The sequence below is a fragment of the Comamonas sp. GCA5 genome (assembly GCF_036541385.1).
GTDB lineage: Bacteria > Pseudomonadota > Gammaproteobacteria > Burkholderiales > Burkholderiaceae_C > Comamonas > Comamonas aquatica.
Window position 1 is genome coordinate 23,723 of record NZ_JAZHFR010000027.1, and the last position, 19,995, is coordinate 43,717.

At 65.5% G+C, this 19,995-nt stretch carries 12 protein-coding genes and 1 tRNA gene; 4 read left to right on the forward strand and 9 right to left on the reverse strand.

The window, feature by feature from the left end:
• Positions 1-104: 104 nt before the first annotated feature.
• Positions 105-1,238 carry a sensor domain-containing diguanylate cyclase gene (locus SJH88_RS08800; protein ID WP_274754238.1) on the forward strand — a complete coding sequence of 378 codons (1,134 nt, stop codon included), beginning with the start codon at positions 105-107 and terminating at the stop codon, positions 1,236-1,238.
• Positions 1,239-1,243: 5 nt separating this feature from the next.
• On the forward strand, positions 1,244-3,289 hold the full coding sequence (locus tag SJH88_RS08805; protein ID WP_274754239.1) for a M3 family metallopeptidase: 2,046 nt from the start codon (positions 1,244-1,246) through the stop codon (positions 3,287-3,289).
• Positions 3,290-3,572: 283 nt separating this feature from the next.
• Here SJH88_RS08805 and SJH88_RS08810 read toward each other — a convergent pair whose 3' ends face one another.
• The 8 genes from SJH88_RS08810 to dnaE form a co-directional block, all read right to left on the reverse strand.
• A complete protein-coding gene (locus tag SJH88_RS08810) occupies positions 3,573-4,478 on the reverse strand; it encodes a DNA-3-methyladenine glycosylase 2 (RefSeq protein WP_274754240.1) in 906 nt (301 codons plus the stop codon).
• Positions 4,479-4,520: 42 nt separating this feature from the next.
• Entirely contained in the window at positions 4,521-5,246 is a 726-nt protein-coding gene (locus tag SJH88_RS08815; RefSeq protein ID WP_274754241.1) for a 2OG-Fe(II) oxygenase, read from the reverse strand.
• Positions 5,243-6,316: a bifunctional DNA-binding transcriptional regulator/O6-methylguanine-DNA methyltransferase Ada gene (gene ada / locus SJH88_RS08820; protein WP_274754242.1), complete on the reverse strand. Its 1,074-nt coding sequence runs from the start codon at positions 6,314-6,316 to the stop codon at positions 5,243-5,245. Before ada ends, SJH88_RS08815 begins: the two co-directional genes overlap by 4 nt.
• Before the next feature lie 475 nt (positions 6,317-6,791).
• Entirely contained in the window at positions 6,792-8,240 is a 1,449-nt protein-coding gene (sbcB, locus tag SJH88_RS08825; protein WP_154163872.1) for an exodeoxyribonuclease I, read from the reverse strand.
• A 134-nt stretch (positions 8,241-8,374) separates the two neighbouring features.
• Positions 8,375-9,829, reverse strand: a complete 1,455-nt coding sequence (gene cls / locus SJH88_RS08830) for a cardiolipin synthase (protein ID WP_274754243.1) — start codon at positions 9,827-9,829, stop codon at positions 8,375-8,377.
• Between the two features lie 119 nt (positions 9,830-9,948).
• The gene (gene clpA, locus SJH88_RS08835; RefSeq protein ID WP_274754244.1) at positions 9,949-12,288 is read right to left on the reverse strand and encodes an ATP-dependent Clp protease ATP-binding subunit ClpA; all 2,340 of its coding nucleotides are present in this window, start codon (positions 12,286-12,288) and stop codon (positions 9,949-9,951) included.
• 62 nt (positions 12,289-12,350) lie between these two features.
• Positions 12,351-12,710 (reverse strand): ATP-dependent Clp protease adapter ClpS, encoded by a 360-nt coding sequence (gene clpS, locus SJH88_RS08840; protein ID WP_225890621.1) that lies wholly within the window; start codon positions 12,708-12,710, stop codon positions 12,351-12,353.
• 132 nt (positions 12,711-12,842) lie between these two features.
• Entirely contained in the window at positions 12,843-16,388 is a 3,546-nt protein-coding gene (gene dnaE / locus SJH88_RS08845) for a DNA polymerase III subunit alpha (protein WP_274754245.1), read from the reverse strand.
• A gap of 195 nt (positions 16,389-16,583) precedes the next feature.
• Between dnaE and SJH88_RS08850 the strand changes: the two genes are divergently transcribed.
• Both SJH88_RS08850 and SJH88_RS08855 read left to right on the forward strand, forming a co-directional pair.
• Positions 16,584-17,378 (forward strand): outer membrane protein assembly factor BamD, encoded by a 795-nt coding sequence (locus tag SJH88_RS08850; protein ID WP_274754246.1) that lies wholly within the window; start codon positions 16,584-16,586, stop codon positions 17,376-17,378.
• 109 nt (positions 17,379-17,487) lie between these two features.
• A tRNA-Val gene (locus tag SJH88_RS08855) sits at positions 17,488-17,564 on the forward strand.
• 126 nt (positions 17,565-17,690) lie between these two features.
• Here SJH88_RS08855 and SJH88_RS08860 read toward each other — a convergent pair.
• On the reverse strand, positions 17,691-19,724 hold the full coding sequence (locus SJH88_RS08860) for a DNA repair helicase YoaA (RefSeq protein WP_274754249.1): 2,034 nt from the start codon (positions 19,722-19,724) through the stop codon (positions 17,691-17,693).
• Positions 19,725-19,995: the final 271 nt, after the last annotated feature.

Genomic DNA, 19,995 nt, shown 5'->3' on the forward strand with positions numbered 1-19,995 from the left:
TGCATGCTCCCTAGTGGTTGTTCCCAGGGCCACAGGCAGTCGCGTTTTGTATACACAACGCTCTGTTACAGTGGTTCGGCGAATACCACCACAAAGGGGCAAGCATGCAGCCAGACTCCATCGCACCCACCTCGGGCGTCCACTGGATCGTCCGGATGAACTGGAAAAACCGGTCGATCTGCTTCGTCCTGCTGGCGCTGACCGTGGCCTCGCACATGGCAGGCCGGCAGCCCGGCCCCATCGCCTGGCTGCTGCTGGTGCTGCAATTCGTGGTGTATCCGCATGTGCTCTACCTGCTGACCCGGCGCCTGCCCCAGCAGCGCCAGCGGCAGGTCGAAGTGCGCAACATGCTGCTCGATGCCCTGGGCTTCGGACTGTGGTGCAGCTTTCTGGGCCTGCCGCTGTGGATCACCTTCACCATGTACATCGGCGTCAGCATGAACCTGCTGGTGTTTGCAAGCTTTCGCGGCTGGGTCCAGGCCACGCTGTGCATGGCACTTGGCATCGCGGTGATGCAAGGGCTGCATCCCACCCCCTGGCAGGCCGACACCAGCTTGCTGACCACGGGCCTGAGCATGTTCACGCTCGGCCTGTACATCCTGGCCTTCGCCTACGACGCCTACCTGCGCGCCACGTCCTTGCACCGCCACCGTGCCCAGCTGCGCCAGCAGCTCGAAGCCAACCACCGGCTGCAGACCCAGCTGACGGAGCTGGCCCTGCGCGATCCGCTGACCGGCCTATACAACCGCCGCCACCTCGATGAAACCATGCAGCTGCAGCTGCAGCGCTGCGCCGTGATGGGCTCGGGTGCGGCCGTGCTGCTGCTGGACATCGACCATTTCAAGCAGATCAACGACCGCCACGGCCATGCCGTGGGCGACCAGTTGCTGCAGACCCTGGCCCAGCTGTTGCTGCGCAATTGCCGGGCGGGTGATACGGCCTGCCGCTATGGCGGTGACGAGTTCCTGCTGCTGCTCACCGAAGTCACGCTGGACGCCGCGTTGGCCCGGGCCCAGCAATTGCGCCAAGACTTCGCCGTGCAGCAGTTGCGGGTCGAGGGCCCATCCCTGTCGACCACCCTGTCCTGCGGGCTGGCGCTGTTCCCCGCCCATGGCACCGAGCCCGCACGGCTGATCCAGCGCGCAGACCAGGCGCTGTACCAGGCCAAATTACACGGACGCAACGCCGTGGTCGTGTTCGAACACCACCTTGAAACCTGTACGGATGGCGCAAAATAGCAGGCATGACCAATGCTTTGCTTGAAACTGCCAGCCTGCCGTTGTTCGACCGCATCACCCCGCCGGACGTCGCTCCCGCCATCGAGGCCTTGATGGCACGTGCCAGCGCGGCCCTGGAAACGGTGACGGCCCCCGATTTCCCGGCCGACTGGAATGCCATCGCCCAGGAACTGGATGTCGCCACCGAGAAGCTGGGCATGGCCTGGAGCGCGGTCAGCCACCTGTCCAGCGTGGCCGACAGCCCCGAATTGCGCGCCGCCTACAACGAGGTGCTGCCCAAGATCACCGAGTTCTGGACCAATCTGGGTGCCGACGAGCGCCTGTACGCCAAGTACAAGGCCATTGACGTGAACAGCCTGACGGCCGAGCAGAAAAAGGCCCACGCCAATGCCCTGCGCGGCTTCGTGCTGTCGGGTGCCGAACTGCAGGGCGCGGCACGCGAGCGCTTTGCCAAGATCCAGGAGCGCGCCGCCGAGCTGGCGCAAAAGTTCAGCGAAAACACCCTGGATGCCACAGACACCTGGGCCTATTACGCCACAGAAGCCGAGCTGGACGGTGTGTCAGCCGACGTGGCCCAGGCTGCCCGCGCCGCCGCCCAGGCCGAGGGCAAGGACGGCTACAAGCTCACGCTGAAGATGCCTTGCTACCTGCCGGTGATGCAGTTTGCGCACAGCAGCGCCTTGCGCGAGAAGCTCTACCGCGCCTACGTCACGCGCGCTTCCGACCAAGCCGAAGGCGACGCCGTGCAATACGACAACGCCCCCCTGATCAAGGAAATCCTGGCCCTGCGCCTGGAAGAGGCCCAATTGCTGGGCTACGCCAACTTCGCCGAAGTCTCGCTGGTCCCCAAGATGGCCCAGTCGCCCCAGCAGGTCATCGGCTTCCTGCGCGACCTGGCACAGCGTGCGCGCCCCTACGCCGAAAAAGACGTGGCCGACCTGCGCGCGTTTGCCGCCAAGGAACTTGGACTGAGTGATCCACAGCCCTGGGACTGGACTTACATTGCCGAAAAGCTCAAGGAAGCGCGCTATGCCTTCAGCGAGCAGGAAGTCAAACAGTACTTCACGGCCCCCAAGGTGCTGGATGGCTTGTTCAAGATCATCGAGACCCTGTTCGATGTGAAGATCAGCCGTGACACAGCCGCCGTCTGGCACCCTGCTGTGCAGTTCTACCGCCTGGAGCGCCAGGGCCAGACCGTGGGCCAGTTCTACCTGGACCAGCCCGCGCGCAAGGGCAAGCGCGGCGGCGCCTGGATGGACGATGTGCGCAGCCGCTGGCTGCGCCCCGACACCGGCCTGCTGCAGACGCCCGTGGCCCACATGGTCTGCAACTTCGCCGACGGCGTGGATGGCAAGCCCGCGCTGCTGACGCACGATGACGTGATCACCCTGTTCCACGAATCCGGCCACGCCCTGCACCACCTTCTGACCCAGGTGAACGAAAAGGATGTGTCCGGCATCAACGGCGTGGAATGGGATGCGGTGGAGCTGCCCAGCCAGTTCATGGAAAACTTCTGCTGGGAATGGGATGTGCTGCGCCACATGACCGCCCATGTGGAGACCGGTGAGCCTCTGCCGCGCGCCCTGTACGACAAGATGATCGCCGCCAAGAACTTCCAGGCGGGCATGGGGACGCTGCGCCAGGTCGAGTTTGCGCTGTTCGACATGCTGCTGCATACCGAGCACCAGCCCGACGCCGACTACAACGCCCTGCTGCAACAGGTGCGCGCTGAAGTGGCCGTGCTGCCCACGACCGCCTACAACCGTTCCACTAACACTTTCAGCCACATTTTTGCCGGTGGCTATGCGGCAGGTTATTACAGCTACAAGTGGGCCGAGGTGCTGAGCGCCGACGCCTATGCGGCCTTCGAAGAAACCCAGGGCTCCGACGGCAGCACCAGCCAGACCACGGCGCAGAAGTACCTGCACAACATTCTGGAAATGGGCGGCAGCCGCAGCGCCATGGACAACTTCAAAGCCTTCCGCGGCCGCGAACCCCAGCTGGACGCCTTGCTGCGCCACCAAGGCATGGCAGAGCCTGTGGCGGCCTGAAGCGCCCGCGAGGACCACACGCACAAGGGAGGCAGCAGCCTCCTTTTTTCATCGCAGCATCTGTCGCACAGGGCTGTGGCTTGCAGGCAGCCGCATCCCCCGCTGCTTTTCAAGCCCTAATCCCGCAGATGGCTGGGACACCAAGACGCCAGTCACTCCGTACCGATTCCTTTGCCTGCGGTGACAGTGTTTGCGGGCAGCACATCCCCAACTAGGACGAGACCGCACGCCAGCCAAAGCTGGCGGCGCGCCGCGGTTTGACCCGTCTTCCTTCACCGCGCCTTCAGTAGGCCGTTGACGATTGCGCCGCCCAGAGGTGGGCCCCCACGAGCGCACGCCATGGCGAGAATGGGGTCAGCCAGTCCTCGGCCTCTTGCTGGCTGACCTTGTCCGGCCGCCCCCAGAGCGTTTGCAGTCCACGGCGTACCGCCGCATCGCCATGCAGCGACCCGTCCAGCCAGCCATAACCGCGCAGCAAAGTGTAGTTCACGGTCCATGGGCCGATGCCACGGATGGCCAGCAGTTGTTCCCTCACGGCCTGCTCGCCAGGAAAGTGCAGCGCCCAGGCGTCCAGCGGCACCGCACCCTCAGCCACCAAATCGGCCACCGCCTGCAAGGTCTGGGTCTTCGCGGCCGAAAACCCCGCCTGGCGCAGCGCTTGCGGCGGCAGCGCGGCGATCTGTTCAGCCCCGGGGTAGCAGCGCAAGCCGCTGCTGTGGCGCAGATTGGTGGCCAAAATCAGCTTGCGGCGCAGCGAGACCGCCGCAGCCACGCTGATCTGCTGGCCGGTGATGGCCCAGGTCAGCGCCTCGAACGGGGTCGCGGCCACCGGCACACGCAAGCCCGGGTGGCGGGCGATCAGCGCCCCCAGTTGGGGGTGCTGCGCATGGCACAGCTCAAACGCCTCCACCTGCTGCGGCAGGCCCAGCATGCGGCCCACCATGGCGGCCAGCAGCGCCTGGTCACTGTCGGGCGCTATGCCATCGACGTGCAAGTCGGCATGCACCTGCTGGGGTGTGAAGCGCAGCGACAACCGGGCGGCCGAGGTCCACCAGAGCAGGCCTTTTTCCAGTTCAGCATCGCCCACCCGTTCCGCGGTGGGCTGCGGATCGCGCCGGTGGAAGGCCAGGATGTCCTGCGGCCGAAAGCCAGCGGGCAGCGCCAGCGTGAGGGTGAATGCGGTGGACATGGGCGGCACGGGGTATGTAGAAAATGGGAATAGCGCGCAGGCCTAGGCAGCGTCGTGCAAGATGATGCCCAGCGCATGGCGCACCCCGGAGCGGATGCGCGACACACCATGCCGCATGCGAACCCGGTGGCTGCCACGCGTGCCCGCCACGGGGCGCTGCTGCACCGCAAACACCACGGCATCGCCCTGGCACAGGGACAGCACGTCGACGCGCGACTGCATCCGTGGCCGCTGCTCGGTCAGCACCAGTTCCCCGCCCGTGAAATCCTGGCCCGGCTGCGCCAGCAGCACCACCATCTGCAGGGGGAAGACGTGCTCGCCATACAGGTCCTGGTGCAGGCAGTTGTCATCACCGGCCTGGTACTGCAGCAGCAGGGGCGTCGGTCGCCACTGCCCGGCCGCATGGCAGCGCGCCACAAAGTCGGCGTGCGCTGTGGGAAAGCGCGGTGCCAGGCCCATCCGGGCGTACCAATCGTTGGCCACCGGTGCCAGCCGGGCGTAGACGCTGCTGCGCAAGCTGGCCACCAGATCCGGCAAGGGGGCCGCAAAGTACTTGTACTCCCCTCTGCCAAAGCCATGGCGCTGCATCACCACACGGCTGCGGAACGGCGCATCCTGCGCATACAGCGCCGCCAGGGCGCGGCAGTCCTGCGGTGCCAGCAACTGCGGGATCACGGCGCTGCCGTGGAGGTGCAGCGCTGCGCCAAGTGCCGCCCAGTCCACCGCGGCCAGGCGCTGCGAAAGACGCTCCACCGCCCCCACACTCATTGCGTGGCCTCCCGCGCCAGCAAGGCGCGCTTGCGCTCCACCCCCCAGCGGTAGCCCGACAGGCTGCCATCGGTCCGCACCACGCGGTGGCAGGGAATGGCCACCGCCAGCGCATTCGCCGCGCAGGCCCCGGCCACGGCACGCACGGCCTGGGGCGCACCAATGCGCTGGGCAATGTCGGTGTAACTGGCGGTCTGCCCCACAGGAATGTCGCGCAGCGCCTGCCAGACGCGCTGCTGGAAGGCCGTGCCGCGCACATCCAGTGGCAGGTCCAGGCCCAGCTTGGGCATTTCGACAAAACCGACCACCTGGGCCATCCATTGCTCGAATTCGGCATCGCCGCCGATGAACTCCGCCTTCGGGAAGCGGTCCTGCAGGTCCCGCACCAATGCCTCCGGATCGTCGCCCATCAGGATGGCGCAGAGGCCGCGCGCGCTGGCGGCCACCAGGATGGCCCCCAGCGAGCATTCGCCGATGGCAAAGCGGATCGTCACCTGCGCCCCGCCGCCCCGGTAGGTGGATGGCGCCATGCCCAGCAGTTGCTGCGAAGCGTCGTAGAAACGACCGCTCGAGTTGTAGCCCGCCTCGTAGATGGCCTGCGTGACCGAGCTGGCGCGCCCCAGCTCCGCCCGCACCCTCTCGGCGCGCAGCGCGGTGGCATAGGCTTTGGGCGTCACGCCGGTGACGGCCTGGAACACCCGGTGCACATGGAAACTGCTCATCTGGGCCAGTTGGGCCAGCTCCTGCAGGCTGGGCGGCGTCTCGGCCGCGGCGATGTGACGGCACAGCCGGGCCACCAGGTCCGCGTGCTGGACCCGCTGTGGCGGCTGCTCGGGCTTGCAGCGCTTGCAGGGGCGAAAGCCGGCCTGCTCGGCCGCCGTACGCGTCTGGAAGAAACCCACGTTCTCAGGCCGCGGTGTACGGGCGCCGCACGAGGGACGACAGTACACCCCCGTCGTCTTGACTGCGTAAAAGAACTGCCCATCGGCCTGCCGGTCGCGCGCGACGACCACGGCCCAGCGGGGATCGGACACCACGGCCTGTGCCAGCGCCTCAGTCTGCTTCGACATGGTCACGCCTTTCATCCAAAAACTGCATGTCGACACTGTAGATGCCGCGCCCGCTTCCAGCACTCCGGGTCTTGCTTTTGAATTCGCCAGCCGACAGCGACCGGCGCAGGAGGATGTGGGTGCCGCGGGCAGCAGCGGTGCATCGTGCGTGCGCTGGCAGGCCCTGGGCATGCAGCCGCAGGGCAGGACATGGCCCGGTCCATGGCCGAGGCGGGTGGCGGTGGCCATGCAGCGCCCGCTGGTGTGCCGAGTTCGCTGCAAGCCGCGCCACGGAGGCGGAACTTCCCAGGCCTGGGATGGTTGGTCCTGGGGTAATCATGCCTGGCGCCGTGCCCTTCGACGGCGGTGCGCTGGCAGGCCGGGCGCTTGCCCACCCAGCCGCAGGCCACACAATCCCCAATTTTGATAGCTGTAAGCGCTTGCCAGGTCTGCGCCAGCAGCCATTTTCTTCACAAATTCAACGCCCTCCGGCGTTTCACTGCTCGGGCACGATGGCTTCGGCCCAGTCGTAGAGCGCGCCCAGGATGTCTTCGGAGCGTTCGTCTTCCAGGGTTTCCGACAGGGCGTCGATCTGGGCAAACATCTGGGCGGCCGTGCGGGCGCCGCCCTGCCCATCGATCAGCGCAGCAGCGCAGCGCTGCTGCCAGCGGGCAGTGTCCTGCTCGCTCAGGCTGTCAGGCCAGTTGCGGGCGCGCCAGCGGAACACCAGCTCGGCCAGGCGCGCATCGTCAAAGCCGGTGCGGTCCACAGCCAGCTCCTGCGGCTTCAGCGCGCGCAGCTGGGTCAGGCGGCGGCGGTCGGCCGGGCCGACAAAGCCGTTGTACAGGTCCTGGTCCACATCCTGCGGGCCATGGCCTTCGAGACGGCTGTAGACCTGCTTCCACAACGCACTCATGTCGGGCAGCGCCCGCGCGGTGACGGCGTGCGCCAGGCAGGTGTCCATGTCGATGCCCCAGCGCGCCGCCATTTCGGGCGTCAGCGTCTTGAGGTTGCGCACCACCATGGGCGACTTGTTGATGTGGATGCCCTTAATCGGCAGGCGCGTGACGCCCTCAGGCAGCTCGGCCGCCTTGGTGAACATGCGCAGGCGCAGGGTGTCGGCGTCCAGGCTGGCCAGCTCGGCCGGGTCGGCGTTCAGGTCCCAGCAGATGACCTCGTTCTTGTTGGTCGGGTGCTGGGCCAGCGGCCACATCACGGCAATGCAGCCGCGCTGCGGCGGGATCATGCCGGAGACATGCAGGAAGGGGCGCGCGTCGAACTGCTCGGCCGGCAGGCCCATTTCGTGCAGCACCTTGTCTTTCTTGCGCAGACCGAAGGCAAATTCAAACAGCTTGGGCTGGCGCTCGCGGATCAGCCGCGCCAGCGCGATGGTGGCGCGCACATCGCTGAGTGCGTCGTGGGCCTGGTCGTGCAGCAGGCCGTTGGCACGGGCCAGGTCCTCGAGCTTGAAGCTGGGGCTGCCGTCTTCCTTGGTCGGCCACTGGATGCCCTCGGGGCGCAGGGCGTAAACCATGCGCACCACATCCAGCAGGTCCCAGCGGCCACAGTCGTTCTGCCATTCGCGCGCATACGGGTCGATCAGGTTGCGCCAGAACAGGAAGCGCGTCACCTCGTCGTCAAAGCGGATGGTGTTGTAGCCCACGCCGACGGTGCCGGGCTGGGTGAAGGCGGCCTCGATCTGGCGCGCAAAGGCGTCCTCGGGCAGGCCTTGCTCCAGGCATTGCTGGGGGGTGATGCCGGTGATCAGGCAGGATTCGGGGCTGGGCAGGTAGTCCGGCGCGGGCTGGCAGTAGCACATCAGCGGCTCGCCGATTTCGTTGAGCTCCAGGTCCGTGCGGATGGCCGCGAACTGCGCGGGCCGGTCATAGCGGGGGTTGGCACCAAAGGTTTCGTAGTCGTGCCAGAGGAAGGTGTGTTCAGCCATGCTGCGAGTATGCCGCACGCCAGCTTCTGCCAAAGAGAGAGCGGCCTGCGCTGGATTTATCTGGCTTTCCGAGCCTTTTCAGCCGGAAATCCTTATTTACCGAGCGCAAGAAGCTCCTGGATAAATAGCAGCCGCTACAACAGCGGCGAGCACAGCCGCGCCAGCGAGTCGCCCAGGCGCTGCAGGAAGTGCTGGGGCCGTGCATAGCCCACGCGCCGGGCGTGCTGGAGGTCTTCGTAGAACTGCTGCTCCAGCTTGGCGGCAAAACTTTCGCCATAGACCACGGCGCAGACCTCGTAGTTCAGACGGAAGCTGCGGTTGTCGAAATTGGCCGTGCCGATGATGCCCACCATGTCGTCCACCAGCATGGTCTTGGAGTGCAGCATGCTGGCGTGGTACTCGTACACCTTGACGCGGCAGGCAATCAGCTCGTCAAAGTAGGAGCGCGCCGCAGCGGTGACGATGCGCGAATCCGATTTTTCCGGCACCAGCAGGCACACGTCCACGCCGCGCAATGCGGCATTGGTGAGCGCCAGCATGGCCGCCTCGGTGGGCACGAAGTACGGCGTGGTCAACCACACGCGTTGGTGCGCGGCATGGATGGCTGCAACGTGCACGCGGTGGATGGCCTCCATGTTGCTGTCCGGGCCCGAGGTCATGATCTGCACCACCTGGTCGCCGTCGGGCAGCTCGGGCAGCAGGGCCTCCCAATCGCGGGGTTCGGTCTTGCGGTTGTAGTCCAGCGCATAGGACCAGTCCTCGAGAAACACCGTCTGCAGCCAGTTGACCACCGGCCCCTCCAGCCGCACGTGCACGTCGTGGTAGGCATCGGACTGGATGCGTTTGTCCTCCTCGTTGGTGATGTTCACGCCACCGGTGTAGCCGATGCGCCCGTCGATGACCACGATCTTGCGGTGGCTGCGGAAATTGATCACCGGCCGCACGCTCCGCCCCAGGCGTGTGGGGTGGAAAAGCGCCACCTCGCCGCCCGCGGCCTCCAGCGGCGCGTAATGCCGCCGCGCCAGGCGCTTGGAACCCAGGGCGTCCACCAGCAGGCGCACAGCCACGCCTTCGCGCGCCTTCTCACACAGCGCCGCGATCAAGCCCAGCCCGGTCTGGTCGGGCTCGAAAATGTAGTATTCCAGATGGATGTGCTGGCGCGCCTGGCGCACGGCCGCCAGGATGCTGTCGAAGGTGGCGGCGCCGCCCACCAGCAGCTCGACCCGGTCGGCGGTGCTGACGGGGAAATTCGTGGCCGCGGCCACCAGCTTGACCACCTGGTGCAGGCGCTCGGGGGCTTGCGGCACCTTCTCCTTGAGCCGCGCCATGCTGCCGCGCACGCGCGAACGGCGGCGGCTGCGCAGGCGCCGCAGACGCTGGCGCTTGAGCCGCCGTGGGCCCAGGAAGTAATAGATCACCAGCCCCAGCACCGGAATCACCGCCATTGACAGCAACCAGCTGAGCGTGGCCACCGGCGCGCGGCGCTGGAGAACGATCCACACCCCGACCACGGCCACATAGGCAGGCCAGAGGATGGACAGCAGTCCGACGACATGCTCGCGCGTCAACCAGGGTGATATCGCGTCCACATCTCCTCCTTCTGATATGGGCACAGACTGTAGCCTGCCTGCCCGGTAGCCACCGCCTTGCCGACACAAAAAAAGCCGACAGTGCGAACACTGTCGGCTTTTGGCTGCGCGCCAGACGCTCAGTCTGCAGCGGCCGCCTCTTCAGGCTCGGCGGGCTCGGACTTGGTCTCCGCCTGCGGCACGCTGCTGATCTCCAGCAGCACATCGCCCACGCCGTTGTTGGCGGCAGCATCCCAGTCCACTTCCAGGCGACCACCGTTGACCAGACGACCGAACAGCAGTTCGTCGGCCAGCGAGCGGCGGATGGTGTCCTGGATCAGGCGCTGCATCGGGCGTGCGCCCATCGAAGGATCGAAGCCCTTGGCCGCCAGATGCTTGCGCAGCTTGTCGGTGAAGGTGACTTCCACCTTCTTCTCGGCCAGCTGTTGCTCCAGTTGCAGCAGGAACTTGTCCACCACGCGCAGGATGATCTGTTCGTCCAGCGGCTTGAAGCTGACAATGGCGTCCAGGCGGTTGCGGAACTCGGGCGTGAACAGGCGCTTGATGTCGCCCATTTCGTCGCCGGGTTGGCGCTGTGTCGTGAAGCCGATGGTCGCCTTCTGCATGGTCTCGGCCCCGGCGTTCGTGGTCATGATGATGATCACGTTGCGGAAGTCGGCCTTGCGCCCGTTGTTGTCTGTCAGCGTGCCGTGGTCCATGACCTGCAGCAGCACGTTGAAGATGTCGGGGTGCGCCTTCTCGATTTCATCCAGTAGCAGCACCGAATGCGGCTTCTTGGTGATGGCCTCGGTCAGCAGACCACCCTGGTCGTAGCCCACATAGCCCGGAGGTGCACCAATCAGGCGGCTGACGGCATGGCGCTCCATGTACTCGGACATGTCGAAGCGGATCAAGTCCACCCCCAGGATGTAGGCCAGCTGCTTGGCGGCTTCCGTCTTGCCGACACCGGTCGGGCCGGAGAACAGGAAGGAGCCAATTGGCTTCTCGGGCTTGCCCAGGCCGGAGCGCGCCATCTTGACGGCGCTGGCCAGCACTTCCAGGGCCTTGTCCTGACCGAACACCACGCTCTTGAGGTCGCGCTCCAGCGTCTGCAGCTTGCTGCGGTCGTCGTTGGAGACGTTGGCAGGGGGAATCCGGGCGATCTTGGCCACAATTTCCTCAACCTCCAGGCGGCCGATCGTGCCCTTGCGCTTGCTGACTTCCATCACGCGCTGGGCGGCACCGGCCTCGTCGATCACGTCAATGGCCTTGTCGGGCAGGTGGCGGTCATTGATGTACTTGGCCGACAGCTCGGCTGCCGCCTGCAGTGCCTCGGTCGCGTACTTCACGCCGTGGTGCTCTTCGAAGCGGGGCTTAAGGCCCTTGAGGATTTCAATCGTCTCTGGGACGGTCGGCTCAACCACATCCACCTTCTGGAAGCGGCGCGACAGGGCCGAGTCCTTCTCGAAGATGCCGCGGTATTCGGTGAACGTGGTGGCGCCAATGCACTTGAGCTGGCCGCTGGACAGAGCTGGCTTGAGCAGGTTGGACGCATCCAGCGTGCCACCCGAGGCCGCACCGGCACCGATCAGGGTGTGGATCTCGTCGATGAACAGGATGGCATTGGGCTTTTCCTTGAGGGTCTTGAGCACACCCTTGAGGCGTTGCTCGAAGTCGCCGCGGTACTTGGTACCCGCCAGCAGCGCGCCCATGTCCAGCGAATAGACCACGGCTTCGGACAGCACTTCGGGCACCGTGCCCTCGGTGATGCGCCAGGCCAGGCCCTCGGCAATCGCGGTCTTGCCCACGCCGGCCTCACCCACCAGCAGCGGGTTGTTCTTGCGGCGGCGGCACAGGATCTGGATGGTGCGCTCGACCTCATAGTCACGGCCGATCAGCGGGTCGATCTTGCCATCCTTGGCCGCCTGGTTCAGGTTCAGCGTGTACTGCTCCAGCGGCGACGCCTTCTCGGAACGCTCGTTGCCCATGGATGCTTCTTCGCCCTCCATGCCGTTGTCGGACTTGGCGGGCTCGGGCGGATCGCTCTTGCGGATGCCGTGGGCGATGTAGTTCACCACGTCCAGGCGCGTCACCCCCTGCTGGTGCAGGTAGTAGACGGCGTGGGAGTCCTTCTCGCCAAAGATGGCGACCAGCACGTTGGCGCCTGTCACCTCTTTCTTGCCGTTGCCGGTGGACTGCACGTGCATGATCGCGCGCTGGATCACCCGCTGGAAACCCAGCGTGGGCTGCGTGTCGACCTCTTCCGTGCCGGCGACCTGGGGGGTGTTGTCCTTGATGAAGTTGCTCAGAGAGGCACGCAGGTCATCAATGTTGGCGGAGCAGGCGCGCAGGACATCGGACGCACTGGGGTTGTCCAGCAGGGCCTGCAGCAGGTGCTCCACGGTTATGAATTCGTGACGTTGTTGACGCGCTTCAACAAACGCCATGTGCAAGCTGACTTCCAGTTCTTGGGCAATCATGCGTTCGCTCCTTTGTGCTTGCGGGTTACTTGACTGACTTGGTAGGTCGGGGCAATTGCCATTTATTCAATAGGCTCGCTGACAGCTTGCAACGGATGTCCCGCCTGCTGGGCTGCTTGCATCACCTGGTCCACCTTGGTGGCTGCAATGTCCCTGGAATAAACGCCACACACGCCCCGTCCATCCAGATGGATTTTGAGCATGATTTGCGTCGCCTGTTCCCGGTCTTTGCCAAAGAATTCCTGTAACACCACGATCACGAACTCCATCGGTGTGAAGTCGTCATTCAGCATGACTACTTGGTACATCGGGGGTGGCGCCAGCTTTTGCGTGCGCCGCTCCAGCACCACGGCCTGGTCATCGTCCTCCCGAGAGATGGGGTCAGGCGAGGCGGGGCGGTGCGGGATTGGTGGGGTAGCCATGAATTTCATTCTAGCGATCTGCCCAAGCTCATTCTTCCTGGGCTGAGTTGGGACCGATTAGGGATATTTCAAGAAACATCATGTAGGACACTGCAAGCTGCAGGCCTACATGGGGTCTGAGGAGGAACTGCCTCAAGCGTTGCGCCACACCAGTTGGCAGCTGGCCGTGCCGACTTCGGCGCGCCATGCCGCCAGGGCCGCATCGCTGGGGTAGAACTTGTGCTGCTCGCCCAGATCGACTTCGGCCAAGGCCGTCATGCCGTCAGCTTCGCAGCGCACGCCCAGGCGCACGCGCAGGCCGCGCCGCAGTTCGCCCTCCGGCGTGACCTCGCGCTGTGCCGGGAACTCCCGCAGCAGGCGCTGCACATCCGGCAGCTTGTGGGCGGCATCCACCTGCAGATAGCGCGCAAAGCGGCAGCGCGCATCGGCCAGGCTGAACACGTTCTGCGCCTTGATGCGCAGGCCGCCACTGAAGTGGTCGTGCTGCACGCGGCCGCTGAGCACTACGAACTCGTCATCCTTGAGCAGATCACTGTGCGCATTCAGCGTGGCCTCGTCCACCGAGGCTTCCAGCACCGCAGTCTTGTCGTCCAGCTTGAACAGGCACAGCTTGCCGCGCTGGCCGTTGATCACGCGCAGGTCGCTCACGATACCGGCCAGCAACTGCGGCTCGCGGCTGTCGCCCAGCTCGCTCAGCGGGGTGCGCAGGAAATTGCGCACCTCGTGCTCCACCTCGTCGAACAGGTGGCCCGACAGGTAAAAACCCACCGCCAGCTTTTCCTGCGTCAGGCGCTCCTTGACGCCCCAGGGTAGGACTTCGGCCAAAGCGGGTTCCTGGTTGCTGGAGCCCTGGGCATCGTCGCCCATCATGTCGAACAGGCCGCCCTGGTTGGCATTCGCCAGCTGGGCGTTCGCGTACTCGAACGCATGGTCGACCGAGGCCACCAGGGCCGCGCGGTCCAGGTGGATGCTGTCGAAGGCCCCTGCCTTGATCAGGGCCTCCAGCGTGCGCTTGTTCAGCTTGCTGCGGTCCACGCGCGCACAGAAGTCGCACAGGCTCTTGAAGGGTCCCTTGACATGTCCGTCCGGACCCACGCCCTGGCCTTCGCGCGCGGCGATGATGGCTTCGATCGCCTGCTGGCCCGTGCCCTTGATCGCGCCCAGGCCATAGCGGATGACCTGGTCCGTGACGGGCTCAAAGCGGTACATGCCGCGGTTGACGTCGGGCATCTCGAAGCTCATGCCCATCTTCAGGGCATCTTCGTACAGCACCTTGAGCTTGTCGGTGTTGTCCATTTCCACGGTCATATTCCCGCAGAAGAACTCCGCCGTGTAGTGCACCTTGAGCCAGGCGGTGTGGTAGGCCAGCAGCGAATAGGCGGCCGCGTGCGACTTGTTGAAGCCGTAACCCGCGAATTTCTCCATCAGATCAAACACTTCACCGGCCTTGTGCTCATCGATGCCCTGCTTGGCCGCGCCCTCGCAGAAGGTGGCACGGTGCTTGACCATTTCCTCCACCTTCTTCTTGCCCATGGCCCGGCGCAGCAAGTCGGCGCCGCCCAGCGAGTAACCGCCCAGCACCTGGGCCGTCTGCATCACCTGCTCCTGGTAGACCATGATGCCGTAGGTTTCGGCCAGCACCTGCTCCACCAGCGGGTGCGGGTACTCGATCTCTTCGCGGCCGTGCTTGCGCGCCACGAAGGACGGGATCAGGTCCATGGGGCCGGGACGGTACAGCGCGTTCAGCGCGATCAGGTCTTCCAGGCGCGACGGCTTGGCATCGCGCAACATGCCCTGCATGCCGCGCGATTCAAACTGGAACACGGCCTCGGTCTTGCCCTCCTGGAACAGCTTGTAGGTCGGGTAGTCGTCCAGCGGGATTTCCTCGAAGCGGAAGTGCTCCTGGCCCTTGTGACGCTTCATGATGAACTCGCGCGCGATCTCCAGGATGGTCAGCGTGGCCAGGCCCAAGAAGTCGAACTTCACCAGGCCAATCTGCTCCACGTCGTCCTTGTCGAACATCGCCACGGCCGAATCGCTGCCCGGCTGCTGGTACAAGGGGCAAAAATCCGTCAGCTTGCCCGGTGCGATCACCACACCCCCGGCGTGCATGCCGATGTTGCGGGTCATGCCTTCGAGCTTTTGCGCCAGCTCGATCAGGTTCTTGACGTCTTCCTCCTGCTCGATGCGCTGCGCCAGCACGGGCTCCGCCTCGATCGCATAGGTGTACTTGTCGCCCTCCTTCTTGGGATTGGGCGGGTACTTCAGCGTGACATGCAGGCCCGGCTTGTTCGGGATCAGCTTGGAGATGCCGTCACAGAAGGTGTAGCTCATGTCCATGGCCCGGCCCACGTCGCGGATCACCGCCCGTGCGGCCATGGTGCCGAAGGTCGCGATCTGGCTGACCGCATTGCGGCCGTAGCGGTCCTTCACGTAGTCGATCACCCGGTCGCGGTTGGCCTGGCAAAAGTCCACGTCGAAGTCGGGCATGGAAACCCGCTCGGGGTTCAGGAAACGTTCAAACAGCAAGTTGTAATGGATGGGATCCAGGTCCGTGATCTGGAGCACATAGGCCACCAGCGAGCCCGCCCCCGAGCCACGGCCCGGGCCCACCGGGCAGCCGTTGTTCTTGGCCCAGTTGATGAAGTCCGCCACGATCAGGAAGTAGCCGGGAAAGCCCATCTTCAAAATGATGCCCAGCTCAAACTCCAGACGTTCCACGTACTGCGGGCGCTTGGCGTTGCGCACGGCGACATCGGGGAACAGCAGCACCAGGCGCTCTTCCAGCCCCTCGAACGAGGCATGGCGGAAGTAGTCCGTGATCGACATGCCGTTCGGCGTGGGGAAGTCCGGCAGGAAATACTTGCCCAGCAGCAGGGAGACGCTGCAGCGGCGGGCGATTTCCACCGTGTTCTCGATGGCCGAGGGAATGTCGGCGAACAGCTGCTCCATGTCGGCGCTGCTCTTGAAATACTGCTCCCGCGTGAACCGGCGCACCCGCTTGGGGTTGCCCAGCACCTCGCCTTCGGAAATGCACACCCGCGTTTCGTGGGATTCGTAATCCGCAGGCTTGTAGAACTGGATCGGGTGCGTGGCCACCACTGGCAGGTGCAGGCGCGCCGCCAACTGCACAGTCTGCATCACCAGCTTTTCATCCTCGCTGCGCCCGGCGCGCTGCAACTCCAGGTAAAAGCGGTGCGGGAACATGCTCGCCAGCTGCAGCGCCATGTCCGCCGCGCCCTGGGAGTCCCCCCGCAGCAAGGCCTGACCGATCGGCCCGGCGTTCGCCCCGGACAGCAGCAGCAGGCCCTCGCCCAGCTCCTGCAACCACTCCCATTTGAAAAACGGCTGCGCCTGGACCTTGGAGACATTGCCGGTCCAGCCCCGCGCCAGAATTTCCGACAGGTTGTGGTAGCCATGCTGGCTTTGCACCAGCACCAGCACCCGGCTCGTGGGCCCGCCCGCCAGCCCCTCCATGTTGAGCTCCGCGCCCAGGATGGGCTTCACGCCTTTGCCCCGGCCGGCCTTGTAGAACTTCAGCGCCCCGAACAGGTTGTTCAGATCGGTAATGGCCAGCGCGGGCTGGCTGTCCGCCGCCGCAGCGTTGATAACGTCATTGATACGACAAGTTCCATCGACGACGGAGAACTCGGTGTGCAGGCGCAAGTGAACAAACATATGGGGCAGATTGTAGAAAAAGACGGAGCCTCCTTGACCAAGCCACCGCCATGCCCACAGCCATTCACGGAGGCCACGCGCTTTCGGGAGACCAGATTTAGCCCTATACAATGCACCTCACATTACGGATTGCGGGCTGTCCCTGGGCGGCCCGACTCGGAACTCGTTTCAACTTCTGCCCGAAAGCTGTTTGTCATGCTGCGTATTTCACGACCTGTTCTTGCTGCTGCGTTTGCAGCCGGCCTGCTGGCTGGTTGCTCTTCGACCAAAGAAGACCCCACAGCAAACTGGTCCCCCGATCGCATCTACACCGAGGCCCGGGACGAAGCCACGGCCGGCGCCTTCGACAAGGCCGTGCCGCTGTTCGAAAAGCTGGAAGGTCGCGCTGCAGGCACCCCGCTGGCCCAGCAGGCCCAGATCGAGAAGGCCTACGCCCAGTACAAGGCCGGTGAAAAAGAGCAGGCCCATGCCACGCTGGACCGCTTCATCCGCCTGCACCCCACCAGCCCCGCCATCGACTACGCGCTGTACCTCAAGGGTCTGGTGAACTTCAACGACAACCTGGGCATGTTCGCCTGGCTGTCGCGCCAGGACCTGTCCGAGCGCGACCAGAAGGCTGCCAAGGACTCCTACGAGTCCTTCCATGAGCTGACCAGCCGCTTCCCGGCTTCGCGCTACGCCCCCGATGCCCGCCAGCGCATGACCTACATCATCAACTCGCTGGCGCAGTACGAGGTGCACGTGGCCCACTACTACTACAACCGTGGTGCCTATGTGGCTGCGATCGCCCGCGCCCAGAGCGCGCTGGCCGACTACCAGGGCGTGCCCGCCAGCCAGGAAGCGCTGGACATCCTCGTCAACTCCTACGACAAGCTGGGCATGAACGACCTGCGCGACGACGCCAAGCGCGTGCGCGAAGCCAACTTTGCGAATGCGCCCGACGCCACCAAGACCACCCAGAAAAAAGGCCCCTGGTGGAAACTCTGGTGATGACCTGGGTGGACCGCCCAGCGCACCACCCTTTTTTCACTGGAAATTTTTGCGCATTTGCCCGGAAGGCACTTAGAAAGCTGCTATAGTTTGTGCTTCGAACAAACACAGGCGCGTAGCTCAGTTGGTTAGAGCACCACCTTGACATGGTGGGGGTCGTTGGTTCGAATCCAATCGCGCCTACCAAATACCGCAAGCCCAACCAGCTTGCCCCAATGCCCGCTACCACGCGGGCATTTTGCTTTTCGGGCTCCCCATTGACGGCTGCGGAGCAAGCAGACGGCGCACAGCCGGGCACCGCGCAGCTGCCCGTCAGACCTCCTCGACCGGCGATGCCCCCTCAGCCAACCGGCCCAGGGCCTGGCGCCAGGCCGCGGCCGAACCAATCCGGTGCATCGCCGGCAAGGCCTGGACGAGCCGCCGGCCATAGGCCTTGGTGCGCAGGCGCACATCGGCCACCACCAGGATGCCGCGGTCGGTTTCACGCCGGATCAGGCGGCCCGCGCCCTGCTTCAAGGCCATGGCCGCCTCCGGCAGCATGTAGTCGGCAAAGGGGCTGCGCCCCACGGCCTCCAGCTGGCGCGTACGCGCCTCCACCAGCGGATCGTCCGGCGGCGGAAATGGCAGCTTGTCGATCACCACCAGCTGCAGCGCATCGCCCGGAATATCCACCCCCTCCCAGAAGGTCGACGAGGCCACCAGCACGCAACCGCGCCCCTGGACAGTGCCAGCGCGAAAGCGCTCCATCAGCACATGCTTCGGGCTTTGCCCCTGGACCAGCACATCCACCGGCTCCAGCAGGCCCAAGCGCTGCTGCAGGTGCTGGCCAATGCTGTCCAGCGCCTTGAGCGTGGTGGTCAGCACCAGCGTGCGCCCGCCCAGCGCCAGAGCCCCTTCGGCCGCCAGCTGCGCCACGGCGGCGCTGTGGGCGGCCTGCTGCGCGGGCTCGGGCATGTCTTCGGGCACGTACAGCACCGCCTGCCGGGCATAGTCGAAGGGGCTGTCCACCTTGAGCACCTGGGCCGAGCGCAGGCCGCAGGTTTCCGCGAACCAGCGCAGGTCCGCGTCATCCCCCAGCGTGGCCGAGGTGAAGATCCAGGCGCGGGGTGCCGCCGGCGGCGTGCCCCCCTCTTCCTGCGCCTCGGGTTCCATGTGCGCGCGCATCAGCCGCGCAATGCTCAGCGGCGACTCCATCAGCTTCAGGTGCTGGCGCGTCACTTCCAGCCAGCGCACGGCGTCATCGGGCACCGGCTGGGCAAAGCTGGCCAGCTGGGACAGCAGGCGCGCACCGCGCTCGTACAGCGGCAGCAGGGCGCGGGCGGTTTCCGCCACCTTGGCCAAGGCCAGCAGCAGCGCGCGCAGGGCCTGGCCCACGGCATGCAGCCCCTGGCGCCAGCTGGCCTCAGGCAAGTCTTCCGGCGCCACGCCCAGCCAGCGCAGACGACTGCCGGACGGGCATGCACCCCCGACGGCACGCCAGGCATTGATGGCCTGCTCCAGCTGCGCCAGCAGCTGCATCCAGTCGGCCAGCCCGCGCGCATGCAGGGTCACATCGGCCAGCACATCCTTGATATAGCCCTGCAGCTGGCGCGTGCCCAGGGTCCAGCCGGCAAACTGGATGCCGGTTTCATTGAGCTGGTGAGCCTCGTCCAGCACCACGACGCCGGCCGAGGGCAGCAACTGCGCCACGCCGGAATCGCGCACCTCCATGTCGGCAAAGAACAGGTGGTGATTGACCACGCACACATCGGCGGCCAGGGCCTGGGCGCGTGCGGTGTTGACGTGGCACTGCTCCCAGTGGGCGCAGGCGCTGCCCACGCAGTTGTCCTTGGTCGACGTCACCATGGCCGCGACGGTAGAGTTTTCCACCCAGCCCGGCAGCTCGGCCAGATCACCGCTGCGGGTGCCGTGCGACCAGTCCTGCACCCGCGCCACGGCGCGCAGCACCTGCGGGTCCAGCGGCACCCGGCTTTGGTGCACCTGGCCCAGGCGGTGCAAGCACAGGTAGCTGGAACGCCCCTTGAGCCGCGCCACCCGCAGGGGCAGGCCCAGGGCCTGGACCAGGCGCGGCACATCGCGCAGGAACAGCTGGTCCTGCAGCGCCTTGGTGGCCGTGGAAATGAGCACCCGCTGGCCGCTGAGCAGGGCTGGCACCAGGTAGGAGAAAGTCTTGCCGACGCCGGTGCCCGCCTCGACCACCAGCACGCCGCCGTCTTCCACGGTGCGCGCCACGGCCAGGGCCATGGCCGTCTGGCCAGGGCGTGGGCGAAAGTGCGGCTCTGCACGCGCCAGCCAGCCATCCTGGACAAAGGCGGCGGCCACTTGGTCGTGCAGGTTCAGGGGCAGCAAGGTGTTTTCAATAAAAAGTGAGCTGGTTGCGCAGGTTTTGTAGGCGAATCACCTATAAAACCATGTGAAACGCGCGATAGGCTTGCGCCAACAGCTCCTCTTTTTTAGGGCTGCGGCAAGCCCTTGGGAGTGGGCAAGGGTTCGCCACGGCGCGGTTCTGCGCCACGGGCGCGGCGCGCCTCGGCCGCCTTTTGCTTGTCCTGCAGCGCCTGCACGCGCTGGGCGCGCTCGGCCTCGGACTTGGCCTCGCGCTCGGCCACCCCGGCGG